This is a genomic window from Bacillus sp. 05T22 (assembly GCF_056396765.1).
The window spans coordinates 22,322-44,858 of sequence record NZ_JBFTMC010000045.1 but is presented as its reverse complement, the minus strand read 5'-3'; the positions used below and the strand labels follow the sequence as shown (position 1 = coordinate 44,858).

Genomic DNA, 22,537 nt, shown 5'->3' with positions numbered 1-22,537 from the left:
TATTAACCTTGTAATGCTACTTATTTCACAACTTAAATATTCGTGAATGATAGGAGAAAGTGGSATATTTTTTGTTCATACAACTACCATGAGCTTTGTGTATTAATATAGACTTGAATTAACACGGAAATATACGAATGGTTCTTAGAAAGACTATAAGACATAGTGTTCTTCATCTAAAATAATATTTTTACATACTATGAAAAATACGAAACAGAATAAACTAGACACAGAACTCTTTTCACCTGAATTATAAGAATTTCAATTAGATTTCCATACTGCATTTCATGTGCTATTAGAAACCTTCGCTCCTTCTAACCTGTAAGGAAGTTTCAATAATCATATCCAATAGCTTGTTATAGGATATTCCTGCCGCATGGGCACTTTTAGGCAACAAGCTATTTTTTGTCATCCCCGGCAATGTATTCACTTCCATAACATACGGGATTCCATCTTTTATAATCATATCCACTCTAGCATAAACACTGCATTTTAATGCTCTATAGCAGGTCATTGCAGCTTCGGCAACACGTTCATATGTGGTAGCCGGAAGTTCCACAACCTCTTCAATCGTAGCGATATCATCGTATTTCGCATGATAATCAAAAAATTCAGCCGTATGTTGAATCGAAATGATTGGTAAAAGCTTTCCGTCCAAAATAGAACATGTAATYTCKTCACCYTTTATATAYTTTTCAATYACTAYTTCAGAATCCCATTYGAATACATCCTCAAGAGAAGAAAATAAAGAATCCTTATCGTATACGATCTTTACCCCTACACTGGAACCACCTGAATTTGGTTTTACCACTAACGGATACCCCATTTTATCTATTTCATCAAGCTGAAGCTCTTCCGTATTTGAAAGATGAATCCAATCTGGTGTTTCAATACCTTCATAACGAATCATTTTTTTCGACATATTTTTATCCATACAAATACCGCTTGATAGCATGCCACTTCCGGTATATGGAACGCTGAGAGTTTCCAGTGTACCTTGAATCGTACCGTCCTCCCCATATTCTCCATGAAGTGCTAACAATGCAATATCAAGATTTCTTCCCTTTTCAACAAGCTCTTTTTTATCATTTAGTTTAATAGGCACTATTTCATACTTACTCTTATCCAAATGTGCAATCATTTCTTCCCCTGTCATGAGGGACACTTGTTTTTCGGAGGACACTCCTCCCATAATAACGCCAACTCTCATTTTCCCAACTCCTAAATTTCATTATTTAAGGTATCACCAATTATTTTAATTCCATTGAGAATATCTTCTTCTTTTAAGCGAGAGAATCCTAATCGAAATGTATTACTTCCCCCTCCATCTGTGTAAAAGACATCTCCAGGAGAAAAAACAACTCCCTTTTGACAACATTTTTTCAAAAGTATACGTGCATTTATTCCTTTTTCTAACTCTATAAAAAGATGAAGTCCGCCATCTCCAGTCATTCTTTTAAATGGAATGTATTGATTACAAGAATGAAGGGCTAGTTCATATTTTTTCTTATAAATTGACTTGGCCTTTTTTAAATATTTTTCGAAATAGCCATCATGTAAATATTGATAAAGTACTGCCTGATCCAATGTGGACGTATGAATATTTCGTGCCCTTTTCATACTTTCCAAGTAGTGGATTAATTTCTTATCCGCTAAAATCCAACCAACACGTAAGCCCGGAAAAAGAACTTTTGAAAAACTGCTAATATAGACAACATTGTTCCCGGGTCCGGAAAAAGTCAATAACGGCGCTAAATGTGAACCTGAATAACGTAATTCCTCATTAAATCCATCCTCTACAATTGGAATTTGATATTTTGAAAAAAGTTTCATAATTTTAGACCTTTTTTCAGAGGAGGTGACAATCCCAGTAGGATTATGGTAGGACGGAATTAGATATGCAAAATCAAAATCTGTTTCGGACAAACTTTTCTCAACTTGACAAATATCGATACCATCATCCTTCATCTCAATCCCGTGGATTTCATATCCATGTAATCGAAAAAGCTTTAATGCAGTATGGTGGGTAGGGTTTTCACAAATAATACGCCCGGATTTTTTAGCTAAGGAAGACAATAAAATATCCAGGCCCTCAGTGAAGCCATTCGTAATGAGAATATCTTTGTTGGAAATGTCTACTCCTTTCATTTCCATATAGTGAAGAAGGTAATGAATTAGGGGTCTATAACCTTTAGCATATCCGTAGTTCAAAATGATATCTCCTTCATTGGATAACCTCGTCAAAAAAGCCCTTTTAAAATTTTCGACATCAAAAAGTTTTTCATCTGGAGCAATGCTATTGAATGAAATCATGCCCTTTTCCCAGCGAACACCGTGCTTCATTAAATCTAATTCATCAGCTTGCAAGGTAACTTCATTAAGCTTTTCTTTCCAGTTTAGTTCGATAGATGGTGTTTTGGATGCATCGACTTTCCCTACAAAATTTCCTTTTCCCTTTATTGCATAGATTAGGCCTTCTTGTTCTAAATCTGCGTAAGTAGTGAGAGCAGTCGTTCTGCTAATCGATAATAATTTGCTTAATTCTCGGGTAGATGGGAGCTTCTGATGCTCCAATAGTTGGCCTTTCATAATCATTTTTTTCAAATGATCCTTTAATTGGATATACACCGGACGATTGTCTACAAACTTAAAATCATTAAACAATTCCTCGCCCTCCTTACTATCATTTTTACATAATTATATCTATCTCAAAAGGTCCACCACATATGTATTTTCTTTAACTAGCGGTATGGTTTAAAACACCATTCATACAGCTTTTTTACAAACATCATGACTTTATTTTACATCTACACCTAGTTTTATTAACTTACAAAATTTAAAGTTATAGATAAAATTGGTTCTGTAATTCATGTTTTGTTTAAAATATTTGTTCTCTAAGAATATAATGCATTTTATTACTTCTAAGAAAAATATGTTACAGAATGTGTACCAGGTTTTATTAACCACTGCGCCTATGTATTCCGAAACGTAAAAAACAAGGAGGAGAACATATGAAATTTTACTACGATGGTTCTGGAAACAAAATCAAATTCCATTTTGAGATGAACAAGCCTAAACCTAAATCAGAAAAAAATACTGGTAAAGAAATTTTCAGTAGCGTTTATTTGATCGTGCAAATACTTTATATGTTGCAGCGTTTCTTTCAGTAATGATTAGCAGCTGGCTATCCTGGTCAACCTTTTTTACAAAAGTAAAAGAAATGTCTTGATTTTCTACTCTACAGACATTGAAAAATGCCACAAAGATATAAAAATAGGTAGAATCAGCGATTCCACCTTCTCAACAACTAAAGTAATTTACCTCTCTATTTATGGGCAGTAAGATTCCCACCCCAAAATTCAGCAAAAGCAAAGAATTTAAGTGGAGGATGCCCTCCACTGATTAAAGTTTCACTTTATTGATGTGCGATCACAACTACTTATTAATGACAAAAAACAGATCATTACACTAAACAGCATTATGATTCCCCTCATACCTTCCACCTTTTTTAGATTGTATTAGAATATCGTATCTCCATAAATCAATATAGAAAAAGGTGTAGTTATATTATTTTTATTTCTGTAAAATGAGTACATTATAAAAATTCAGGAAATGTTTTACACCTTTTCTCTTGTTCCATATCATGTCCAAAGAAAACAATAGGCTTTTCATCCAAAACAATTTCTTTTAATCGTTCGATAGATTGGGAGGCCATTTCTGAATTAAATCCTGCGAATGGGACACCTTGTTCAAAGTTTTCCTGTGTGTAAGCTGCATCAATTGTTAATAAAACAGAACCTGACTTTTCCGTTTTAACGAGGATTGATTGATGACCAGGAGAGTGCCCTGGCGTATAAAGCAATTGAACACCTGGTATTACTTCATAATCTCCCTCAATTATTTGATAGTTCAAATCTGGTAATATGCATTCCTTTAAATATTCTTCTCTATGTAAAGCAGCATCATATTCAGTTCGTTGTACAATAATGGGTGTATGGATGAAGCTCCCATTCCCCCCAGCATGGTCAAAATGCAAATGAGAGCTAATAACACAGAGAAGGTCTCCTGGCGCATAGCCCACTCGTTTTAAAATATTTACAATCCTATCATCCGGCTTCATTTCCGGAAGAATCTGCCCTTCAACGAACGTTCCCTTAAATAGATTTTCATTATCTACTGCGCTTTCTGGCATCCCTGTATCTATTAAAATTGGACCTTCTGTCGTTTCCAAAAGGTAGCACCATACCGGCAAATTCAAAAGTTTACCAGGAGTAAGCGTACTATTAACAGAAGAATGATCTAACATACAGCGGCCGGCTGGTAAAAAATAAAGTTTTTTAACGGTCATTCTCTATCCACCCTCTCATATCATTTTGGATGAAACAATACAGTAATACTTCCGCTAATAACAAACTTTCTCCTTCTATCTCTTTTTTCACTATAAATTTTTCTTTACATTTTCATTTATCCATCTCCGCATCATCTGTAATTCCTCATTTGAAGCAGTTCCTTCCCCATATCTTACTTTCTCATAAATTGGAATAATAGTATCGCTTTTGCGAATACGGGAAAACCATTGTTGAACCGTTTCTTGAAACCTTCTCTTTTCAAACTTCGGTAATGTCAATTCCCATTTGATTAGCATTGCTCTTACTTCTTCTATTGGAAGTATGAAACTATCTTGATCCTCTTGTTCTGCATTCCCCTCAACTTTTCGTATTTCTTTTTGTTTTAAAGATATATTATGAATCTGCTGCTTCTTATTCCGCATACGGCGAAAGATGAAAAATACGATTAACATCACTAAGAAAAGGATGCCAATTTGTATAAATATATTTCCAGTGCTAACTCCTAGAAACTCTTCGCCACCAATTGGCACCTTTCTATCTCGAGGAATTCCTTTGAAATCCCCTTTCTTATAATATCCATCTTTATTAAAATCTGGTGGATCTTCAATTTCATATAATACTCCTGAATCCTCCCCTGGTTCCATCGGCGTTCCTTCTTCTATAATTTTCGATTTTCTTGGTGTTAGAGGTTCACTACCCTCTCCTACCTTTGATTGAGAAGAATCTATTACCTGTTCCTTTGCGAAAAAAGCGCCTTTCGTTATTCCAATCGCTAATATAAAGCAAAGACCAATAGCTAGGAAACAAAATATAATACGTGATCCCCATTTCAATTTATTCACCGTTCCTCCCTTTACTTCACAATTTGTATCCACCCTTTTTGTTTTTCAGGTGGATATCCAATAATTAATGGGATACACCCTGCTTCTTGTCTTCTGAATCCTGTTTGATAAAAGAAATGCGCATTCAGCGGTGTATCTTTTTCCGTTAATGAGGACAACAAATCCATTGCTTTATAGAGTTGTTTTCGGTGCTTTCCTCCTTTTAAATGAATAACACCTTGTTCCCGTACGCCATTTATCCATAGTTCGAACGAGCAGTCTTGTGAGATTAACTCCCGGCATATACCAGCAGCGACTTGAATTAAATATTCCATATCCGTACGAAGCGTATATCCTGTTTTACCTAATAGATTTACATACAGCGCATACCGATCACCTTGTGTATATTCATACTTTTTTGCACTAATCACCCCAGTTTTCGCAGTTGCTCCCCAATGGATCGAGCGAAACGATTCCCCCTCATATTCTTTCACACCTACTATTTTCGTTTCATCATATAAAGGAGAAACAGCCGCTCTTCGAAATCCGTGTTTCCATGTTGTCATTTCTGGTATTGTTACTTTCGACATTTGCGGAAGAATATGAAATTCAGGGAGTTTCTTTTCTTCAATAGACAAGTAATAAGTCAGAAGACCAAATGGATCTGATATCATAAGTTCCGCAGCTTGCCAGCCTTGTTTTCCTCTTTCATTCGCATTTCCCTCTAACGTAATTGTGATCATATCTCTTCCTTCTATTTGGAGAGGAATTTGATAAGAGTGATGTGAACGCTGCATCTTCTGATCCGTTTCCCACTCTATTTGTTCATCAGACCGAAACTGAAGAGCTGCTTTAAAGATTGGAAAACGCGCTTCATTAATAATTTGCACGACACATTCTCCTCTTTCACTCATAAATAACCTCTTTTGATTTTGGGAAATATCCCATTGCACTTTCATAACTGCCTTCATATACAAATACAAAAATCCAACTAACAACAAATAAAACAAAAAGATAGCCACAATAAAAAATTGATTGGTAAACACGAAGAGTATAAGACAAAAAACGCCGATTCCCACTATAAAGAGCGGCTCTAACAACGGATGTTTCCTTTTTATAATCTCATTCATACGCTTTCCACTGGCACTGCAAGTTTTTCTAAAATCCCTTGCAGCACATCTACTTTAGTTGTTTTCATATCCCCTTCAATCGTTAACGTTAACCGATGTGCACAAACCGGGGATGCTAAAGCTTTCAAATCATCAGGAGTTACATAATCTCTTCCTTTTAATAAAGCTCTTGCTTGAGCCGCTCTCATAAAAGCTAAAGATCCACGCGGACTAACCCCAATTTCTACTAAATCATGATTTCGCGTCGCTTCTACAATATCAAGCAAGTATTCTTCCACTTCATCATGTATATGAATTTTTTTAGATTGTTCCTGTAACTCCAATATGTCTGCAAGAGATACAACACTTTCTAAGTGGTTAAATGGATTATTTTCTTTAAACCGTTTTAACATTTCTTTTTCATATGTACGATCTGGATAACCTTGCCGAATCGTTAATAAAAATCGATCTAACTGTGCATCTGGGAGCGCAAACGTTCCTGCCGACTCTAACGGATTCTGCGTTGCCAATACAATAAATGGGCTTGGTAATACATATGTTACGCCCGCAATCGTTACCGTACGTTCTTCCATTACCTCTAGCAATGCTGATTGTGTCCGCGGAACCGCCCTGTTAATTTCATCTACTAAAACTAGATTTGCAAAAATAGGTCCCTTTCTCGTTTTAAAATCACTCTCTTTCATATCAAAATACTCTAATCCTACTACATCACCAGGCAATGTATCAGACGTAAACTGAATACGTTGAAAGGCTCCATCAATACTTTTAGCAAGTGTTTTAGCTAATGTTGTTTTACCCGTTCCTGGTACATCTTCTAATAAAACATGCCCGTTTGCGACTAGCGCGATCATCGCTAAGTCAATTACTTCTTCCTTGCCTACAATGACTTTCGAAACATTTTCTTTAATTTTCTCTAATATAGACATATTTCTTATCCACCTTTTATTATTTGATTTTTCTGATATTTTAACACAACAAACGTTTTCTATAAACTGGAAAATGTGAGTTTTCTTCAAAATCTCTGCAACATGAACTCTACCGAGTGAATAGTGAGTGTCATGAATATAACCAAAGAAGCAAAGGGCTAAAACTTCTCAATGGTATAAAAATACTACATCTATTTACAACACGATAACTTGCTATCATATAAAATTATACAAATTAGAAATAAATAGTATAGACAACTCACTAAACAAGAAAAGATGTCTAAATTAGACATCTTTTCATTTAGATACTAGATTATCAAGTTTCCAATGGATATCTCCAAATGGATCAAGCTTACTATCCATATATAGATACATATTATTGAAATCTTTTGGTGGATTTTCCGTCTTAAATGAAGCGTCAAAAGTTAAAGAGTAGCCAGCTGGAACACTTTTGAATTTCTCTTCGTACATAGGCATAACTTGACCTTCATATTTTTTTCCCGTCTTTTCATCTTTAACAAAATACTTTATTTCTGAAAGATCAATTGCCTTTTCATCGGCCCGAGCGTTATTGATCGTAACACGAGCTACAATGCGCCCTATTCCATCTACTTTTTCATATTTTGCATTTTCAACTGTTGCTCTGTAGTATCCACCTTTTGCAATTTCTCCATATAGTAGTGCACTCTGTTCCATTCTTTTTTCTTCAGACATTTCTTCTGATTTCTTTGATTGAGTAGTCACTTCTTGCTTTGTTGTAGTTTCCTCACTACAAGCTGCCATTAAGCTTGTAAGCAAAAATGCTGTACATGTTACTTTTATTAAAGATTTCATAGAATTATCCTTCCCTATCCAAAAAATTAAAGCACAGGAATAATTTTACTCCAAAAGATAGATAGAAAGGAAGACTTTCTAGGAAGTTTGTTTTTATTCTTAGAATTATTATGTTATATCAACTTCATATGAATAGAATGTTCATTGTTATTCCTTCAATTAACCCATTAAATCTGATTCTTACACTCCCTCTTTGTTCACACAAATTTCAATTATTTCATATAATCGAATACCCTATAATTATGATAAAATAATTTTAAACCTGTTATATCATGACTCCTGGAAAACTAGGAATCTTTGTTATGTAACTACCATGATTTGAAAATACAATAGGAATTTACGAATCAAAAACCAACATTACAGATTCTACATCAGGAGGTATAAGATGAAAAAATTATATTATGCATCGTTCACATATTTAATTATCGGTTTATTATCAGGTGTATTCGCTAGGGAATATGCAAAATCAAAGGGCATTCTAGGCTCTACTCTGTTAAATCTTTTACACACACATACACTCGTACTTGGATTTTTATTCTTTTTAATTGCCTTAGCGCTAGCAAAAGCATTTTCATTCCATAAAATGAAGGGTTTTAATATGTGGTTCATCATCCATAATATTGGATTAATTTTAACACTTTCTTCACTGGCAACTCGAGGACTTCTGCAACTAAATGGAGATGATTTCAAAGGATTAACCTATATCATCGGAATCTCTCACTCTATCATTGGTCTTAGCCTTGTTTGGTTTATGATTCTATTAAAAAAATCATTCAAAATGTAGGGTGTAATAAACAGCAACAACAGCAACAATTCGAAACAAAATGTTGTTATTCTACTCCCTATTGTTAAAAAAATGAGTCTGATGCCTTTTGGCATCAGACTCATTTTTTTAAACTTGATGGCTATGTTTTAAAACTTCCTCTTCATTGAAATTTAGGCTTTCTCAATTACTCTTGATTTGTATTTCTCTCCCCATTTTGTATATAAAAAACCTACTAATTAGCATAGTAGGTTCTTAGCTTCACTCTCGTAATTCATCTACWAACCACTTTTATTTTTCAGGTGCAAACCACACAATTTGCTGCACTCGAACAAACATAGGTATTTCTGTTTCCTCTAATACAATATGATCTGGTTTTACACTTCGCAATGTACCACTTACACTCCCTCGAATTGTTTCAACCACAATTCTTTTTCCAACTATAGATTGCAATGTTTGTACAACGTATGGATCGACTAATGCAACCACTTCACCACTTATCTCATAACCATCTCGAAAATAACCGAACACATCTTCATATGAATAGTACATATAGGCCTCCTCTTTTCAAGATTTGCTGTAGTGTATGTGCTATTCAAGTAAGAAGTGCCTATCTAACAGAAAAAGCGATGCCACAATGTGACATCGCTTTTGTATGTAAGGAAGACTAGAAGAAAATCTTCTAACCTACTCCCATTTATAAGTCCAAAATTGTTCAAGTTGTAACCATTTTAATGTTGCAGCATCTTTGTTTTGCAACTTCACTTCTGTTTCTTCAAGCATTGCTTCCGTTTGAGAACGATGCGCACGTAAAGCTGCTAACTTTTGATCAAACGCTTCACTAATGTTATTCACCACATCTGGTTCCCCTAATACTTCTTCACGATTTTTTGTAATCGCAACTGCATGAATGACCGGGCGTGTTTCTTTTGGCATACGTGATACTGCACGAACTGTAGCACGACCAAATGCATCATGGTCTGGATGAACTCCGTGTTCTGGATAGAATGTAATAATTCGTGATGGCTGTACATCGCGAATCACTGTTTCAATTTTATCTGCTACAAAATCTACATCTTCAAATTCTAATGTTTTATCGTGGAAACCAAGCATTCTTAAATCTTCAATGCCCATTGCTTCGCACGCATCTTTTAATTCCTTTTCACGGATATTTGGAATCGTTTCGCGATTAGCAAAAACGTTCTTACCCATATTGCGTCCCATTTGTCCAAGCGTTCCGCACGCATAAGTTACAGGTACTCCTTGCTTTCTTAATAAACTAATTGTTCCTCCCGCCGCAAATGATTCATCATCTGGATGCGGGAATACAACAAGCACATGTCTTTCCATACTTTCCCCTCCTTTTTATTTAAATGGTGTTAAGCTTAACTCAAGTGCTACAGCTAAGCGCCCTTTATTATCATGTCCCGCTAGTAACAGACGATTTTGCTCGTCTACTTCCCAATGCGTAATACCTTCAGCATATACCCAGCCGTGATCCATTTTGAGACCAACTCGGTATGGATTTGTTCCTGTTATTTTCCCACGTTCAAAACGAATAATCGCATTTCGAATGAACGCTCCGACTGTCATCATTTTTTCATTAAAATGTGAAGCGTATGCTCCATTTGTCGTTTCTAAATGAATATATACATCTTTATTTACAAAACGTTCGATTTCATGTTGAATAACAGCACTATCTTTTACTATTTCCATCGGATTTCACCTCTTTAAACCATTCTACGCAAAAATAATGTAAATTGCTATCTCTATATTAGAGGACAAAGTTCACTTTGCATAATAATTTGCATTTTGTTTTTTTATTTTTAGCATTGTATATGAAATTTTACTATTCCCTCACTATCCGTAAATAGTTTTCTTTCTTTTTTGAATTTGCTACAATAGAGTTTATGCGGAGGGATATATTTCGACAATTTAATACATATTTTTAAAGAAGGTGACATGTTGGAACATTCAGCACATGAAGTAGCAAATTGGCAATATTATTTTGCAATCGCCGTATTTTTAGTGACATACGGATTTATTATTTCCGAGAAATTGAACCGTGCTGTGATTGCACTGTTCGGTGCTGCCATTATGATTATTTTTGGTATTGTAGACTTACATACTGCCTTTACATCGCATATCCAATGGGAAACCATTACCCTTTTAATTGGAATGATGATTCTCGTACATATTACGAGTCAATCTGGTGTATTTGAATATGTAGCCATTAAAGCAGCAAAAGCAGCCGGCGGAAAGCCCATTCGAATTTTATTATTTTTATCCCTATTAACCGCAGTCGGCTCTGCATTTTTAGATAATGTAACAACCGTATTATTAATCGTTCCTGTTACACTATCGATCACGCGTATTTTAAAGGTGCAACCTGTTCCTTATTTGATTTCTGAAGTATTATTTTCAAATATTGGTGGTACCGCAACACTAATTGGTGATCCTCCAAACATAATGATCGGATCCGCCAATAAGCACTTAGACTTTAATGCCTTTTTACTCAATTTAACACCCATTGTACTTATTATTTCCATTGTTACATTAGGCATTATTTATCTGATGTACCGGAAAAAATTAAAAACAACATCTGAACAAATTGCTAAGCTTATGGCACTAAATGAAAAAGACTATATTCGTGATCGAAGCTTACTCCTAAAATCCCTTTCCATTTTAGGTTTGACAATTCTCGGCTTTGTTCTTCACTCAATTATTCATGTAGATGCGGCAGTTATCGCGATGACCGGTGCAACACTCCTCATGCTAATTGGCGTGAAACAACATGAATTAGAAGATGTCTTTGCTCATGTAGAATGGGTAACGATTTTCTTCTTCGCTGGATTGTTTATTCTTGTTGGCGGATTAATTGATATCGGTCTGATTTCATCACTTGCTAAAGAAGTTCTCGATGTAACAAATGGTGATATCGGTTTTGCAGCGATTCTTATCTTATGGGTATCAGGCGTGGCATCAGCTACTATTGATAATATTCCATTTGTCGCAACGATGATTCCGCTTATTCAAGATTTAGCTTCAGGACTTGGGCTTTCTGTTGATTCTCCTCAAATTGAAGTACTATGGTGGGCATTATCACTTGGTGCTTGCTTAGGAGGAAACGGAACGTTAATCGGAGCATCAGCAAACGTAGTTGTTGCGGGTATTGCTAACCGCGAAGGACACGGATTTTCTTACCTTGATTTCTTGAAAATTGGCTTGCCCTTAACAATCATTGCATTATTATTATCACATGTTTATATATATTTACGTTATTTAATGTAAAAAGGTTTGCAGCAATATGCTGCAAACCTTTTTTTACTAAAAAAATATTCCAATAATCGCAAGTGCCCCCAAAATAATGCCACCAATTTGTCCAACGATTGTTGGTGACAATTGAACCCCTTTTTTAACTTCAACAACTGGTTTTTCATGTCTAAGCTGTTGAACCTCACTTTGTAGTTGATGCACACTTCCATGTAATTCTTTTACAAGTTCTTTTAACTCGGCTATCTCGTCATTTACTGGTTTTGTTTTTTCTAAATTCATCTGACACGACTCCTTATTTCAATCCATATGCTGTAAAATTTCGACAACAATTATTCTTTATCCTGCAAAATATATGCATGTTATTGAATATATTTATAGCAGAGTTTTCACTCTTAACGAGTCTCTATGTGTTAATTTTACAAATAACCTTATGGTGATAGCCGATACAATTCCATAAAAAGAAATCTAACATGCTATATAGCTACTAGATCTCCCTTTTGTTTTTCTTTATATTTCACATGAATGGGCAGTTCACTTTATTATGTCTATTCAAATTATTTTTGCGTTGTTATCCATTCATTTCGCAATATCCCCATTATGATGCGATCAAAGCTCTTCCCATCTCGCTGAACAGCTTCTCTCATACATCCCTCCACCTTAAATCCAACCTTTTTATATACTTCAATTGCCGATTTATTATATGAAATAACATCGAGACCTACACGATGTAAGTTTAATTCGTAAAAAGCATATTTCAGAATAAGGCGTAATCCTTCCGTACCATATCCCTTACCTCTATAATTTTTATCACCTATACCAATTGCTAGCAAGCCAGCTCTATTATTCCACTCTATGCTATGAAGTGYCACAAAGCCAATTAAACTATCACCTTGAATCGTTCTTAGCATAAAAGAAACACTATTTGACTTTCTCCCTATTAATAGCTCATTTTCCTTTATTTCATGTGAAGATTGTGGAATCGCTATATCCGTATCTACATTTCTTAAATATTCACTGTCCTCTTGCCAAATGGCCATTTGTTCAACATCTTCAGCTCTAATTGCTGATAACTTAATATTTTCGCCTAAAAAAAGATTATTCAATTTCGTGTTCATTTCAAAAATCCCCCTTTTCAATTATGGGGATAGCTCTGTAGTTTATCAGGACTATCTATCCCTTGTTCCATAGTCTTCAGTAATGATGGGATATTTACAATAAGCGATAACATTGGCACAGCTCCTTTTCATATGATTACATTCATTATAGAATCTTCTATTTATTCAAACAATATTTATTTTAAATCCCTTTTTATACTACTAATAAGAAAAGACTCTCCAAATTGAAGAGTCTTTTCTTAAATACCTACATCTATAGGAACACTTTTCTTAAAATTCGTTATTTCGTAAACATTTTTTCTGCTTCATCCATTGCCATTTTATTTCCTAAAGCAGAATAATCAAGCCACGGTTGGTCATGAATAATATATACATGCTTCCCTTTAACTGCTTTTAAATCTTTCCAAATTGATGTGTCTTGTAATTGTTTAAAAGCTTCTTTCGCTTTATCATCTCTATTTACAACAACGAAGATTGCATCTGCATCAAAATCAGGTAATACTTCTTGTGAAATGATTTCGAAAGGACGATTTTTAACAGCATGTACTGCAGAACTATGTAACATGTTTCATTTCATCCTCTATATTCAATTGTTTTTTAGAATCACTTCTAATTTATAATTATAATTATAATTGATAATAATTATCATTTTTATTTAGTATTATAGCTTTACTTTTTTGAAATGGCAATCTAATTTTTCAGAATGAAACTTAAAAGTGAGCACATATATTTATCTGAATCTACAACATTATAAGAGTTTTCCTTTTTATGAAAATTATAGTATAGTGATTTATTATCAAAATTCCATATAAAACATGCCGTCATACGAAAGGAGAAACTATGTTTTATCTCAAGCAACTTCTCTTCTTTACTTACCAACAAGCTTTATCTTGTATTTTCCCTGTCGTTATTTTTATAACACTCGCTCTTTCAAAATTCATCTCGATTCCAGGACTTTATCGTTATGATTTTATCCTTATCGTATGCCTTCTTATGCAATACATCATGTACAAAACAGGTATGGAAACAAAAGATGAACTGAAAGTAATTGCTGTTTTTCATCTTATCGGACTCCTACTAGAAATCTATAAAGTTCATTTTGGTTCATGGAGCTATCCTGAAGAAGCATATTTTAAAATTTTTGATGTCCCGCTTTATAGTGGGTTTATGTATGCAAGTGTGGCTAGTTATATATGCCAAGCATGGAGAAGATTGCATTTACAAATGCATAGATGGCCTAAGGCAATATGGACTATACCACTAGGAGCCATGATTTATTTTAATTTTTTTACACACCATTTTCTATATGACTTTCGCTGGGCTTTAACTGCTCTTTTATTTATTGTCTTCTTTCGTACGTTTGTTCAATTTTCTTTGCAAGAAGTTACATATAAAATGCCGCTCATACTCTCGTTTTTCCTCATCGGATTTTTCATTTGGATTGCTGAAAACATCGCTACTTTCTTTGGAGCGTGGCAATATCCAAATCAGCGAGAAACATGGAGCCTTGTTCATATCGGAAAAATTAGTTCATGGTTTTTACTCGTTGTAATAAGTATTATGATTGTGGCACAGCTTAAAATTTTTAAAGATAACAAAAACAAGCCAACTTCCATATAAAAAGTTGGCTTGTTACGTTTTACTTTCCTATAGAAAAATGCTAATTATTCATACCAAAGCGTCTCAGCATAATTACAGGCTTATATCGTGTCCTTTTATTCCACAGTCTTCAGCAAATATTTCTCCATTCAATAAACTTTACTTACCTACTCGAACAAATGACGCTTTTGTTACATCTATAAATTGCTGTAATGGTGCTGTAATCCACTTATCTTTATGCCAAGCAATCTGTGTAAAGATAGGATCAATCGTATTCTCCATAGTCAACTCTCCGATTGTTCCTTCTTGTATCTCTTTTTCTACTACCATCGCTGGTAAAATCGCTATACCCAGTCCTGCAATTACACATTGTTTAATTGCTTCCACACTAACAAACTCGATTTTATTTATAGGATATACACCTTCTGCACGAAATAACTCTTCAAATATAGTTCGATATGAACAGCCAAGTTCTGTTAATAAAAGCGTTTCACTTTCTAAATCCTTTGTAGAAATTATAGGATTCTTAAGTAAAGGATGGTTAGGACAAACAACTATTTTTAATTCTTCTTGAATCAAGGACTCTACATGTAAAACATCTTCTATTTTACACGTATCTAAAATAAAGGCTAAATCTAACTTCCCTTCCATCAGTTGCTCTTTTACAGCTTCATTTGAATGAGCAGGTTTGAATATAAGTCTTATTTGCGGGAATTTTGTCTTAAATTCCTTTAAAATTGAAGGAAGCCTATATGTACATTGACTTTCTTGCGCGCCAATCACTAGTGTACCAGATGATTTTTCCTGATCTTGTACAACCATTTTCGCTTCATAACTTAACGCTATCATCTTATTCGCATATAGTTGAAACTTCCGTCCTGCTTCAGTCAAAAAAAGGCGTTTTCCTAATCGTTCGAACAATGCTGTTCCTAGCTCCGCTTCCAATGCTTTTATTTGCGCCGTCACACTTGATTGAGCAAAATTCAATATTTTCGCAGTCTGCGTAAAATTCAAATTTTCCGCTGCTGTTTTAAATGTGATTAATTGTTTTATCTCCAAGACATTTCCCTCCCTCTAATCGATATTTTCGATTGATTCTATCTGAATAATCCCCTTTTCCTATTGATATATGTATTGTATGATAAGAACCATTAACAAACAATATTGACACATGCTACAAATTGGAGGTATTTCATATGAAAGCACTTTGTTTCGACGAATTCGGAAATGCTGATGTATTAAAATATCGAGAAGTTTCAGACCCAACTATAAAACCGAATGAGATTCTTGTCCGCACAAAAGCGATTGGCTTAAATTTTGCTGATATATATAGACGAAGAGGTGACTATCATCTTGCCGGTAAACCACCTTATATACTAGGATATGAAGGTTCAGGAATTGTAGAGCAAATTGGTGCTGAAGTTACCGATGTTACTATCGGAGACCGCATTGCATTTGCTGATGTACCATTCGCAAATGCAGAGTTAGTAGCTGTTCCAAAAGAAAAAGCGATTCCACTCCCAAACTCTATTTCCTTTGAGACAGCGTCTTCCGTTTTATTACAAGGGTTAACAGCGCATTACTTAACACAAGACAGCTATAAAGTAAAAGCTGGTGATTTTGTTTTAGTTCACGCGGCTGCTGGAGGAGTTGGTCAACTTCTCATTCAAATGATAAAAATGAGAGATGCGCAAGTAATTGGCCTTACTTCATCTAAAGAAAAAGCAGAAGCAGCCTATTCAGCTGGAGCGGACCGTGTATTTTTATATTCAGAATCATGGCATGAAGAAATACTACAAATCACAAAAGGACATGGTGTAGATGTTGTATACGAATCAATAGGTTCTACATTAGAAGAAAGCTTTAAAGCCACAAAAATCGGTGGTACCGTCGTATTTTACGGAATGGCCGGTGGTGATCCTGCTCCTGTTGATCCGCGAATGCTGATGGATACTTCAAAAACTTTAACTGGCGGAGATCTTTGGAACGTACTCACAACGTATGAAGAACGCAAAAACCGTTCAAGCCAACTATTTGATTGGATTACTGCTGGAAAATTAAACATCCAAACTCCAACAACTTTCTCTTTAGAAAACGGTGCTGAAGCACATCGATTATTGGAGAGTCGAAAAAGTACTGGAAAAATTTTATTGATACCATGATAATTCCCACTTAAAAATCAGAATAAAAAAGATAGCTAGAAGGTTTCTTCTAACTATCTTTTTTCCGTTCTATTCAGAAAAAGCTTCCGAATATTGCACTATTCCTTGTATATTTTGAAGAGCATTCTCCGTTAATTCCATTGCCATAAACACCTCGTCTGGCACCTCAAATGGCGCACATATATTCCATATGCTAGCTGGTTTAAAACCGAATTTCGGATAATAATCTTTATGCCCCAGCACAATTACAGAATGATACCCAAGCTCTTTTGCTTTTCTTAATACATTAGAAATCAACAGACTTCCAATTCCCTTTTTCTGATAGTCTGGTGCAGCAGATACTGGAGCAAGAGCTAACGACTCTACAGATGTATCACCATCTACTATTTTAACTTTAGATAATAGAACGTGACCAACAACTTCCTTATCTACCGCCACTAATGATAACTCTGGAATAAACGCATCACATTTTCTGATACGATTTACAAGTTCGTGCTCTTTCTGATCGCTAAATGCTTCATTTAAAAATGCTTGTTTTACAACCTCTTCTGCCCCGTTATAATCTTTCTCAAGTTCTTGTCTAATCTTTATATTCACAGCATCTTATCCTCTATTCTTTCTTATTTCTTTTTGAATTTTTCGCAGCGCTTTTTTCGATCCCCGCTCTATGTCATGCTGCATTTTCCGTTCTTTATAATCCACAAACAATGTGTCTAAATCATACCCTTCTGGATATAATTCCTTTGCCTGTACTTCTAAAGAAATTCGCTTAACGTTTACTTCAATGAATTGGGCATTATAAAACACAACGATATTGAAAAAATTGTCTTTTTCTTTATATACAATTCCAAAGTCATCATAGTCTAATAATTTCACACGGTCCCCTTTTTTATATTCATCCTTCTCTTCTGCTTTCTCTTTGACAATCTTAGGCTTTCTCAGTCTACTTTCATTCACTCGCTCTAAGCGGTACTCTTTATTTTCCATATAGCCTTTCGCTCTTTGCAGTACGTTTTCTCGCACGTTCATTTTTCTAGAAATCCATAGCGCATTACTCTCTCCTGATTTCCCTATCATTAACTTATACATTGGTTCCAATGTTTCACTATTAAATTGCATCGCCGCATTCATAAAGTCACTGTGCATTTCGGAAAAGCGTTTAATTTCACCATAATGAGTAGTTGCAACAGTCGTACAACCCATATAATAAAATTCTTCTAAAATAGAAATTGCAATTGCCGCTCCTTCATTCGGTTCCGTACCGCTGCCTATTTCATCAAATAGTAGAAGCGTATTATTATTTGATACTCTCATGATTTCTGAAAGGTTTTTCATATGAGATGAAAATGTACTTAGCGCATTTTCTATACTTTGATTATCGCCAATGTCTACAAAGATATTTTCAAAAACAGCAATTTCCGTTTCCTTGTCTCCAGCGATGTGCAATCCTGACATTGTCGCCAATGTTAATAATCCAATTGTTTTCAAAACAATCGTTTTCCCTCCAGCATTTGGCCCTGTAATAATTAAGCTTCGGTAATTTCGGCCAATTTCAAAGTGAAGTGGTACAACTTCACCTGCTAATAATGGGTGTTTGCAATGAACTAACTTTACATACCCATAATCATTTAATTTCGGTTCTATCCCGCCAATATGTTTACTAAATTTCGCTTTTGCAAACACCATATCATATTGACTAATCAGCTCCATATTAATCTTAATGTTATAAATGTCCTCTAAGATCATTCCAGATAAAGTGGCTAATATTTGATATTCTTCCATCGCTTCTTCAGCTTTTAAACTTGCTAGTTCCACGTTTAATTTTGTAACTGTATTTGGCTCTATAAAAACAGTAGAGCCTTTAGAAGAAACTTCAACAATTGTTCCAGCAACTTGATTTTTATAGGAAGCTTTCACTGGAATGGTATATCGATCGTCTTTTTTACTAATGAAGAACTCTTGAATATATTTCTTATTTGCACTACTATTTAAAAATTTGCTTAAACGTTCCTTAATTTTCCCCTCTACGGAGTCGATATTATTTCGTATTCGTTTTAATTCTTTGCTTGCAGCAGAATCAATACTATTTCCTTTAATTGAAAAATCAATTTCTTCTTCAACACTTTTGAATTCAGACATTGAATTCGCATATGATGCTAGTACTGGTGCAAAAAATTCTTTATCCAGCATAAACTTTTTAACCTTTCGACACCCTCGTAAAAAGTCTGATACACTAACTAGCTCGGTTGGATCTAAAATCATTCCCTTTTCCAATTTTTGAATTGTACTATCGATATTAGAAATTCCGAAAAAAGGAACATGCCCTTCTGCATCCAATATCGCTCGTGCTTCCGTTGTTTCATTCAAACGATTTTTCACTACTTTTATACTTGTACTTGGCTCCAATTTATTTAACAACTGTTTTCCTAATCCACTTACGCAATATGATTTAACTATTTCCTTTTGTAGGTATCTTCATAGGTTATTTGAAATAAATCCATGACAAAGTTAGGGGTTAGAAGTATATAAAAATCCCCTGTTCTCATTAGATTTATTTCATTCAATTTTTTCCTATTTAGAACCTACCGCACTCACAAAAAGCACCTCTCATTAATTTATAATTATGTTCATTGAAATCTAATTTATTGAAATTATCATACTATATGTTACGACAGAAGTAAAGGTTCCATACTTTACAATATTCTTCTTATTATACTTTAGTCGTAAGTATATATATGGATTGTTTATTCAACGTATTAGGGATGTTTTCTTATTCAACATTCGATACAATTATATATAAGGAAAATGGATAAGGAGCGATTTACATGACAGAACTACAAAAGCAATTCTTTTCCAGATTAAATATACAAGAAAGAGAGTCCATTTCATTTGAAGATTTAAACGAAATCCTTCATGCAATGGCTCAAGCAGTTCCATTTGAAAATTTGGATATATTCAAGGAACAGTGAAAGAAATATCAAAAGAACATCTCCAAGAAAAAATCTTAGTTCATAATCGCGGTGGTCTTTGCTATGAATTGAATCCAACGATGTATTACTTCCTTAAAGATTGCGGTTTCGCTGTTCATTTAGTATCAGGGACGGTTTATAATGCCGCTTCTGCTACTTGGGCTGTTGATTCAGGACATGTGGCAACCGTTTTAAAACATAATGATGAACTTTATTTAATTGAAGTCGGTTTCGGTTCATATCTTCCTCTTTCACCCGTTCCTTTCTCAGGGGCAGCTGTTCAATCTGTTACCGGAGACTATCGCATCCGAAAAGAAACAACTGCAAAAGGAAACTATATTTTAGAGATGAAAAAGAATAATGAATTTCTAGACATGGCCTCTCTTGAGGACTGGACATTAGGTTATGCATTTTATATTGAAGAAATTGACGAAACAAAGTTGAATGAAGCGCAAAGAATAATTGTGGAGCATAAAGACTCTCCTTTTAATAAAGTACCCCTTATTGTAAAACTAACTTCTGACGGGCATGCTGCTTTAACAAAAGATAGTTTTACAGTAACAAAACAAGGGAAAAAGAGTAAAGAAGAGATTACAAAACAACAATATTCAGACCTATTACACGCAACATTTGGTATAAAATTATAGTTTACAAATTGAAAAGTCTTGTCGTTTTCGGCAAGACTTTTCATCGTACAACAGAGATTCTTTGCATATACATGTGCTTCGTTTGCAGTTACATAATACGTTGCACCTTTGCTGTTACGTACTTTGTATTGCGGTGAACCATCCATCATAACCTTCGCATCGATTGTAAATCCTAATCCTGCATCTACAGTTCCAACAAACACCACATAACATTACAAGGTTTACGTGGTATGTAAACTATGATATATTAAATTTTTACTGATTGTTCTTCTTGATAGATAATTTCACCATCAATAATAGTTGTTTCTACTTTTAAATCTTTAATTTGGTTTGGGTTGACACTTAAAATACTGTCATTTAGTATAACTAAATCCGCCAACTTTCCGACCTCTATGCTTCCTTTTATCTCTTCTTCAAAACTCGCATAAGCGCCATTCCAGGTGTATAGTTTAATAGCTTCCATTACGCTTATAGATTGATTAGCACCAAACTCCATTCCAGACTGGCTTTTTCTATTGACAGCAACATGAATTCCTAATAAAGGATTATAGTCAGTAACTGGCGCGTCCGATCCACCTGCTGCCATGATGCCACGATCAATAAAATCACGAACAGCGTACATGTGATTAACACGATCACCATAGTGTTGGACATATATCTCTCCGAATTCATATGGAAATGGAGGATTTGGAATAGGAATCACCTCGAGTTTTTTCATTCTCTCTTGTAAATCTGGTGAAGAAATTCCCGCGTGCTCAATCCGATGACGGTGGTTTTTTCTTGGTGATTCCTCCAACGCCTTTTCTACACAATTTAAATACATTTCAATGGCTTTATCACCTTGTGCATGTACAGTGATTTGATAGCCTTTTTCATGTGCTTCACCTAGAACTTGGTAGATTTCTTCCTCACTATAATAAAGAATACCATAATTGTTAGAGTCACTGGAGTACGACTCACGGGTTGCAATTGTAGGCCCGGTGCTACTTCCATCTGTAAACAATTTAGCTGGTCCAACTTTGAATCTCTCATCTCCGGTACCAGTTACCACACCAGCTTCGACCATTTTATTAACAAATTCATGGGAGTTATTTAACTGACATATCATTGCATATATTCGGACACGAATATCCTTACTCTTCACAGCTTGTTGCAGTAAACGGTAACTCTCAGGGCCATGTCCACCTGCCTCATGTATACTTGTTATGCCCGCTGTAACGAAATGATCTGATGCAATTTTCACAGCCTTCATCAGTTCACTTTCTGTATAACTTGCAACCTCGCTCATCTCCATATTTGCTGCTTCAATTAACTTTCCTGTAAGCCTTCCTGCCTGATTCTTTTCAATAACTCCCCCATTAGAATCCGGTGTGTTCTCGTTAATTTGCGCAATTTCTAAAGCTTTGCTATTCACCACGCTTATATGGCTGCAAGTGCGGGATACAATAATAGGGTGTTCAACTGAAATTTCATCCAGCTCAGCGATTGTTGGATAACGCTTTTCCTTCACAGCGGTTTCATTAAAGCCCCAGGCACGTATCCATTCACCTTTAGGAGTTTCTAAGGCTTTCTTTTTCAGGTCATCTAACAAAGCCTCGATAGAATCGATATGTTCAGCTTTACAACTTACCGCCAACTGATTCAGCCCATGAGAAATGAGGTGAATATGAGAATCAATGAATCCAGGAAGAAGCGTTTTTCCTTGCAGGTCAATTACATCCGTTTTTTCTCCTATAAAACTCTTAACCTCCTGATTTGAACCAACAACTGCGATACGATTATCTTTTATTGCTACAGCTTCGACTACTGTATTCTTTTGGTCTACTGTAATAACTTCTCCATTTATCAATACAACATCAGCCTTCATAAACTCAGCCCTTTCGGAATTACTCTTTTAGAGTGATTCGTTTAGTATTTAAAGCTATATCTCTCAATATGCTATTCTG

The 22,537-nt window shown here is 34.9% G+C and carries 21 protein-coding genes and 3 pseudogenes; 6 read left to right on the top strand and 18 right to left on the bottom strand.

Annotation, left to right across the window (positions count from 1 at the left end; all coding sequences use genetic code 11):
* Nucleotides 1–295 precede the first annotated feature (295 nt).
* A complete protein-coding gene (locus AC1DIT_RS14890) occupies nt 296–1,210 on the bottom strand; it encodes a D-alanine--D-alanine ligase (protein WP_476998263.1) in 915 nt (304 codons plus the stop codon).
* Between the two features lie 11 nt (nt 1,211–1,221).
* A complete protein-coding gene (gene pdxR / locus AC1DIT_RS14885) occupies nt 1,222–2,664 on the bottom strand; it encodes a MocR-like pyridoxine biosynthesis transcription factor PdxR (protein WP_016115540.1) in 1,443 nt (480 codons plus the stop codon).
* 347 nt (nt 2,665–3,011) lie between these two features.
* On the opposite strand from pdxR, the gene AC1DIT_RS14880 reads away from it, so the two are divergent.
* Nucleotides 3,012–3,170: a hypothetical protein gene (locus AC1DIT_RS14880; protein ID WP_016115541.1), complete on the top strand. Its 159-nt coding sequence runs from the start codon at nt 3,012–3,014 to the stop codon at nt 3,168–3,170.
* A 425-nt stretch (nt 3,171–3,595) separates the two neighbouring features.
* On the opposite strand, the gene aiiA is transcribed toward AC1DIT_RS14880, so the two are convergent.
* The 5 genes from aiiA to AC1DIT_RS14855 all read right to left on the bottom strand — a co-directional run bounded on the left by aiiA (nt 3,596) and on the right by AC1DIT_RS14855 (nt 8,060).
* Nucleotides 3,596–4,348 (bottom strand): quorum-quenching N-acyl homoserine lactonase AiiA, encoded by a 753-nt coding sequence (gene aiiA, locus AC1DIT_RS14875; protein WP_016115542.1) that lies wholly within the window; start codon nt 4,346–4,348, stop codon nt 3,596–3,598.
* Between the two features lie 90 nt (nt 4,349–4,438).
* Nucleotides 4,439–5,191, bottom strand: a complete 753-nt coding sequence (locus AC1DIT_RS14870) for a hypothetical protein (protein ID WP_016115543.1) — start codon at nt 5,189–5,191, stop codon at nt 4,439–4,441.
* Nucleotides 5,192–5,202: 11 nt separating this feature from the next.
* Nucleotides 5,203–6,300 (bottom strand): DUF58 domain-containing protein, encoded by a 1,098-nt coding sequence (locus tag AC1DIT_RS14865; protein WP_016131741.1) that lies wholly within the window; start codon nt 6,298–6,300, stop codon nt 5,203–5,205.
* Nucleotides 6,297–7,226 carry an AAA family ATPase gene (locus tag AC1DIT_RS14860; RefSeq protein ID WP_016133100.1) on the bottom strand — a complete coding sequence of 310 codons (930 nt, stop codon included), beginning with the start codon at nt 7,224–7,226 and terminating at the stop codon, nt 6,297–6,299. The genes AC1DIT_RS14865 and AC1DIT_RS14860 overlap by 4 nt, the downstream gene beginning before the upstream one ends.
* A gap of 297 nt (nt 7,227–7,523) precedes the next feature.
* Nucleotides 7,524–8,060 carry a hypothetical protein gene (locus AC1DIT_RS14855; protein ID WP_016131743.1) on the bottom strand — a complete coding sequence of 179 codons (537 nt, stop codon included), beginning with the start codon at nt 8,058–8,060 and terminating at the stop codon, nt 7,524–7,526.
* A gap of 385 nt (nt 8,061–8,445) precedes the next feature.
* Here AC1DIT_RS14855 and AC1DIT_RS14850 point away from each other — a divergent pair, with 385 nt between their 5' ends.
* On the top strand, nt 8,446–8,844 hold the full coding sequence (locus tag AC1DIT_RS14850) for a DUF2871 family protein (protein ID WP_016131744.1): 399 nt from the start codon (nt 8,446–8,448) through the stop codon (nt 8,842–8,844).
* Nucleotides 8,845–9,114: 270 nt separating this feature from the next.
* On the opposite strand, the gene AC1DIT_RS14845 is transcribed toward AC1DIT_RS14850, so the two are convergent.
* The 3 genes from AC1DIT_RS14845 to AC1DIT_RS14835 all read right to left on the bottom strand — a co-directional run bounded on the left by AC1DIT_RS14845 (nt 9,115) and on the right by AC1DIT_RS14835 (nt 10,539).
* A complete protein-coding gene (locus AC1DIT_RS14845) occupies nt 9,115–9,375 on the bottom strand; it encodes a YuzF family protein (protein WP_016115548.1) in 261 nt (86 codons plus the stop codon).
* 135 nt (nt 9,376–9,510) lie between these two features.
* Nucleotides 9,511–10,173, bottom strand: coding sequence for a bacillithiol biosynthesis deacetylase BshB2 (gene bshB2 / locus AC1DIT_RS14840; RefSeq protein WP_016115549.1), 663 nt, complete (start codon nt 10,171–10,173; stop codon nt 9,511–9,513).
* 15 nt (nt 10,174–10,188) lie between these two features.
* A complete protein-coding gene (locus tag AC1DIT_RS14835) occupies nt 10,189–10,539 on the bottom strand; it encodes a YojF family protein (protein ID WP_016115550.1) in 351 nt (116 codons plus the stop codon).
* Nucleotides 10,540–10,788: 249 nt separating this feature from the next.
* Here AC1DIT_RS14835 and AC1DIT_RS14830 point away from each other — a divergent pair, with 249 nt between their 5' ends.
* Entirely contained in the window at nt 10,789–12,114 is a 1,326-nt protein-coding gene (locus AC1DIT_RS14830) for an ArsB/NhaD family transporter (protein WP_016115551.1), read from the top strand.
* 36 nt (nt 12,115–12,150) lie between these two features.
* Here AC1DIT_RS14830 and AC1DIT_RS14825 read toward each other — a convergent pair whose 3' ends face one another.
* From AC1DIT_RS14825 to AC1DIT_RS14815, 3 genes and pseudogenes are all read right to left on the bottom strand, one after another.
* A complete protein-coding gene (locus AC1DIT_RS14825) occupies nt 12,151–12,378 on the bottom strand; it encodes a hypothetical protein (protein WP_016115552.1) in 228 nt (75 codons plus the stop codon).
* Between the two features lie 275 nt (nt 12,379–12,653).
* Nucleotides 12,654–13,214, bottom strand: coding sequence for a GNAT family N-acetyltransferase (locus AC1DIT_RS14820; RefSeq protein ID WP_476998262.1), 561 nt, complete (start codon nt 13,212–13,214; stop codon nt 12,654–12,656).
* Nucleotides 13,215–13,494: 280 nt separating this feature from the next.
* Nucleotides 13,495–13,746 (bottom strand): annotated as a pseudogene (locus AC1DIT_RS14815) (hypothetical protein); the annotation flags it as partial.
* Nucleotides 13,747–14,054: 308 nt separating this feature from the next.
* Between AC1DIT_RS14815 and AC1DIT_RS14810 the strand changes: the two are divergent.
* Nucleotides 14,055–14,834, top strand: coding sequence for a DUF817 domain-containing protein (locus AC1DIT_RS14810; RefSeq protein WP_016115556.1), 780 nt, complete (start codon nt 14,055–14,057; stop codon nt 14,832–14,834).
* Nucleotides 14,835–14,972: 138 nt separating this feature from the next.
* On the opposite strand, the gene AC1DIT_RS14805 is transcribed toward AC1DIT_RS14810, so the two are convergent.
* Nucleotides 14,973–15,872, bottom strand: a complete 900-nt coding sequence (locus AC1DIT_RS14805) for a LysR family transcriptional regulator (RefSeq protein ID WP_016115557.1) — start codon at nt 15,870–15,872, stop codon at nt 14,973–14,975.
* 137 nt (nt 15,873–16,009) lie between these two features.
* Between AC1DIT_RS14805 and AC1DIT_RS14800 the strand changes: the two genes are divergently transcribed.
* Complete coding sequence (locus tag AC1DIT_RS14800; protein WP_016115558.1) at nt 16,010–16,975, top strand: quinone oxidoreductase family protein; 966 nt, start codon at nt 16,010–16,012, stop codon at nt 16,973–16,975.
* Between the two features lie 69 nt (nt 16,976–17,044).
* Here AC1DIT_RS14800 and AC1DIT_RS14795 read toward each other — a convergent pair whose 3' ends face one another.
* Both AC1DIT_RS14795 and AC1DIT_RS14790 read right to left on the bottom strand, forming a co-directional pair.
* Nucleotides 17,045–17,572 (bottom strand): GNAT family N-acetyltransferase, encoded by a 528-nt coding sequence (locus tag AC1DIT_RS14795; protein ID WP_016115559.1) that lies wholly within the window; start codon nt 17,570–17,572, stop codon nt 17,045–17,047.
* 6 nt (nt 17,573–17,578) lie between these two features.
* Nucleotides 17,579–19,432 (bottom strand): endonuclease MutS2, encoded by a 1,854-nt coding sequence (locus AC1DIT_RS14790; RefSeq protein WP_476998265.1) that lies wholly within the window; start codon nt 19,430–19,432, stop codon nt 17,579–17,581.
* 368 nt (nt 19,433–19,800) lie between these two features.
* On the opposite strand from AC1DIT_RS14790, the pseudogene AC1DIT_RS14785 reads away from it, so the two are divergent.
* Nucleotides 19,801–20,591: pseudogene (locus AC1DIT_RS14785) on the top strand (arylamine N-acetyltransferase family protein).
* Nucleotides 20,592–20,650: 59 nt separating this feature from the next.
* On the opposite strand, the pseudogene AC1DIT_RS14780 reads toward AC1DIT_RS14785, so the two are convergent.
* Nucleotides 20,651–20,785: pseudogene (locus AC1DIT_RS14780) on the bottom strand (N-acetylmuramoyl-L-alanine amidase); the annotation flags it as partial.
* A 53-nt stretch (nt 20,786–20,838) separates the two neighbouring features.
* Entirely contained in the window at nt 20,839–22,458 is a 1,620-nt protein-coding gene (locus AC1DIT_RS14775; RefSeq protein WP_016131746.1) for an amidohydrolase, read from the bottom strand.
* Between the last annotated feature and the right edge of the window lie 79 nt (nt 22,459–22,537).

Bases quoted from the DNA above. Each gene is read 5' to 3' on its own strand.
- AC1DIT_RS14880 (WP_016115541.1), top strand. From the start codon at position 3,012: ATGAAATTTTACTACGATGGTTCTGGAAACAAAATCAAATTCCATTTT.
- aiiA (WP_016115542.1), bottom strand. From the start codon at position 4,348: ATGACCGTTAAAAAACTTTATTTTTTACCAGCCGGCCGCTGTATGTTA.
- AC1DIT_RS14865 (WP_016131741.1), bottom strand. From the start codon at position 6,300: ATGAATGAGATTATAAAAAGGAAACATCCGTTGTTAGAGCCGCTCTTT.
- AC1DIT_RS14860 (WP_016133100.1), bottom strand. From the start codon at position 7,226: ATGTCTATATTAGAGAAAATTAAAGAAAATGTTTCGAAAGTCATTGTA.
- AC1DIT_RS14855 (WP_016131743.1), bottom strand. From the start codon at position 8,060: ATGAAATCTTTAATAAAAGTAACATGTACAGCATTTTTGCTTACAAGC.
- AC1DIT_RS14850 (WP_016131744.1), top strand. From the start codon at position 8,446: ATGAAAAAATTATATTATGCATCGTTCACATATTTAATTATCGGTTTA.
- AC1DIT_RS14845 (WP_016115548.1), bottom strand. From the start codon at position 9,375: ATGTACTATTCATATGAAGATGTGTTCGGTTATTTTCGAGATGGTTAT.
- bshB2 (WP_016115549.1), bottom strand. From the start codon at position 10,173: ATGGAAAGACATGTGCTTGTTGTATTCCCGCATCCAGATGATGAATCA.
- AC1DIT_RS14835 (WP_016115550.1), bottom strand. From the start codon at position 10,539: ATGGAAATAGTAAAAGATAGTGCTGTTATTCAACATGAAATCGAACGT.
- AC1DIT_RS14825 (WP_016115552.1), bottom strand. From the start codon at position 12,378: ATGAATTTAGAAAAAACAAAACCAGTAAATGACGAGATAGCCGAGTTA.
- AC1DIT_RS14810 (WP_016115556.1), top strand. From the start codon at position 14,055: ATGTTTTATCTCAAGCAACTTCTCTTCTTTACTTACCAACAAGCTTTA.
- AC1DIT_RS14800 (WP_016115558.1), top strand. From the start codon at position 16,010: ATGAAAGCACTTTGTTTCGACGAATTCGGAAATGCTGATGTATTAAAA.
- AC1DIT_RS14775 (WP_016131746.1), bottom strand. From the start codon at position 22,458: ATGAAGGCTGATGTTGTATTGATAAATGGAGAAGTTATTACAGTAGAC.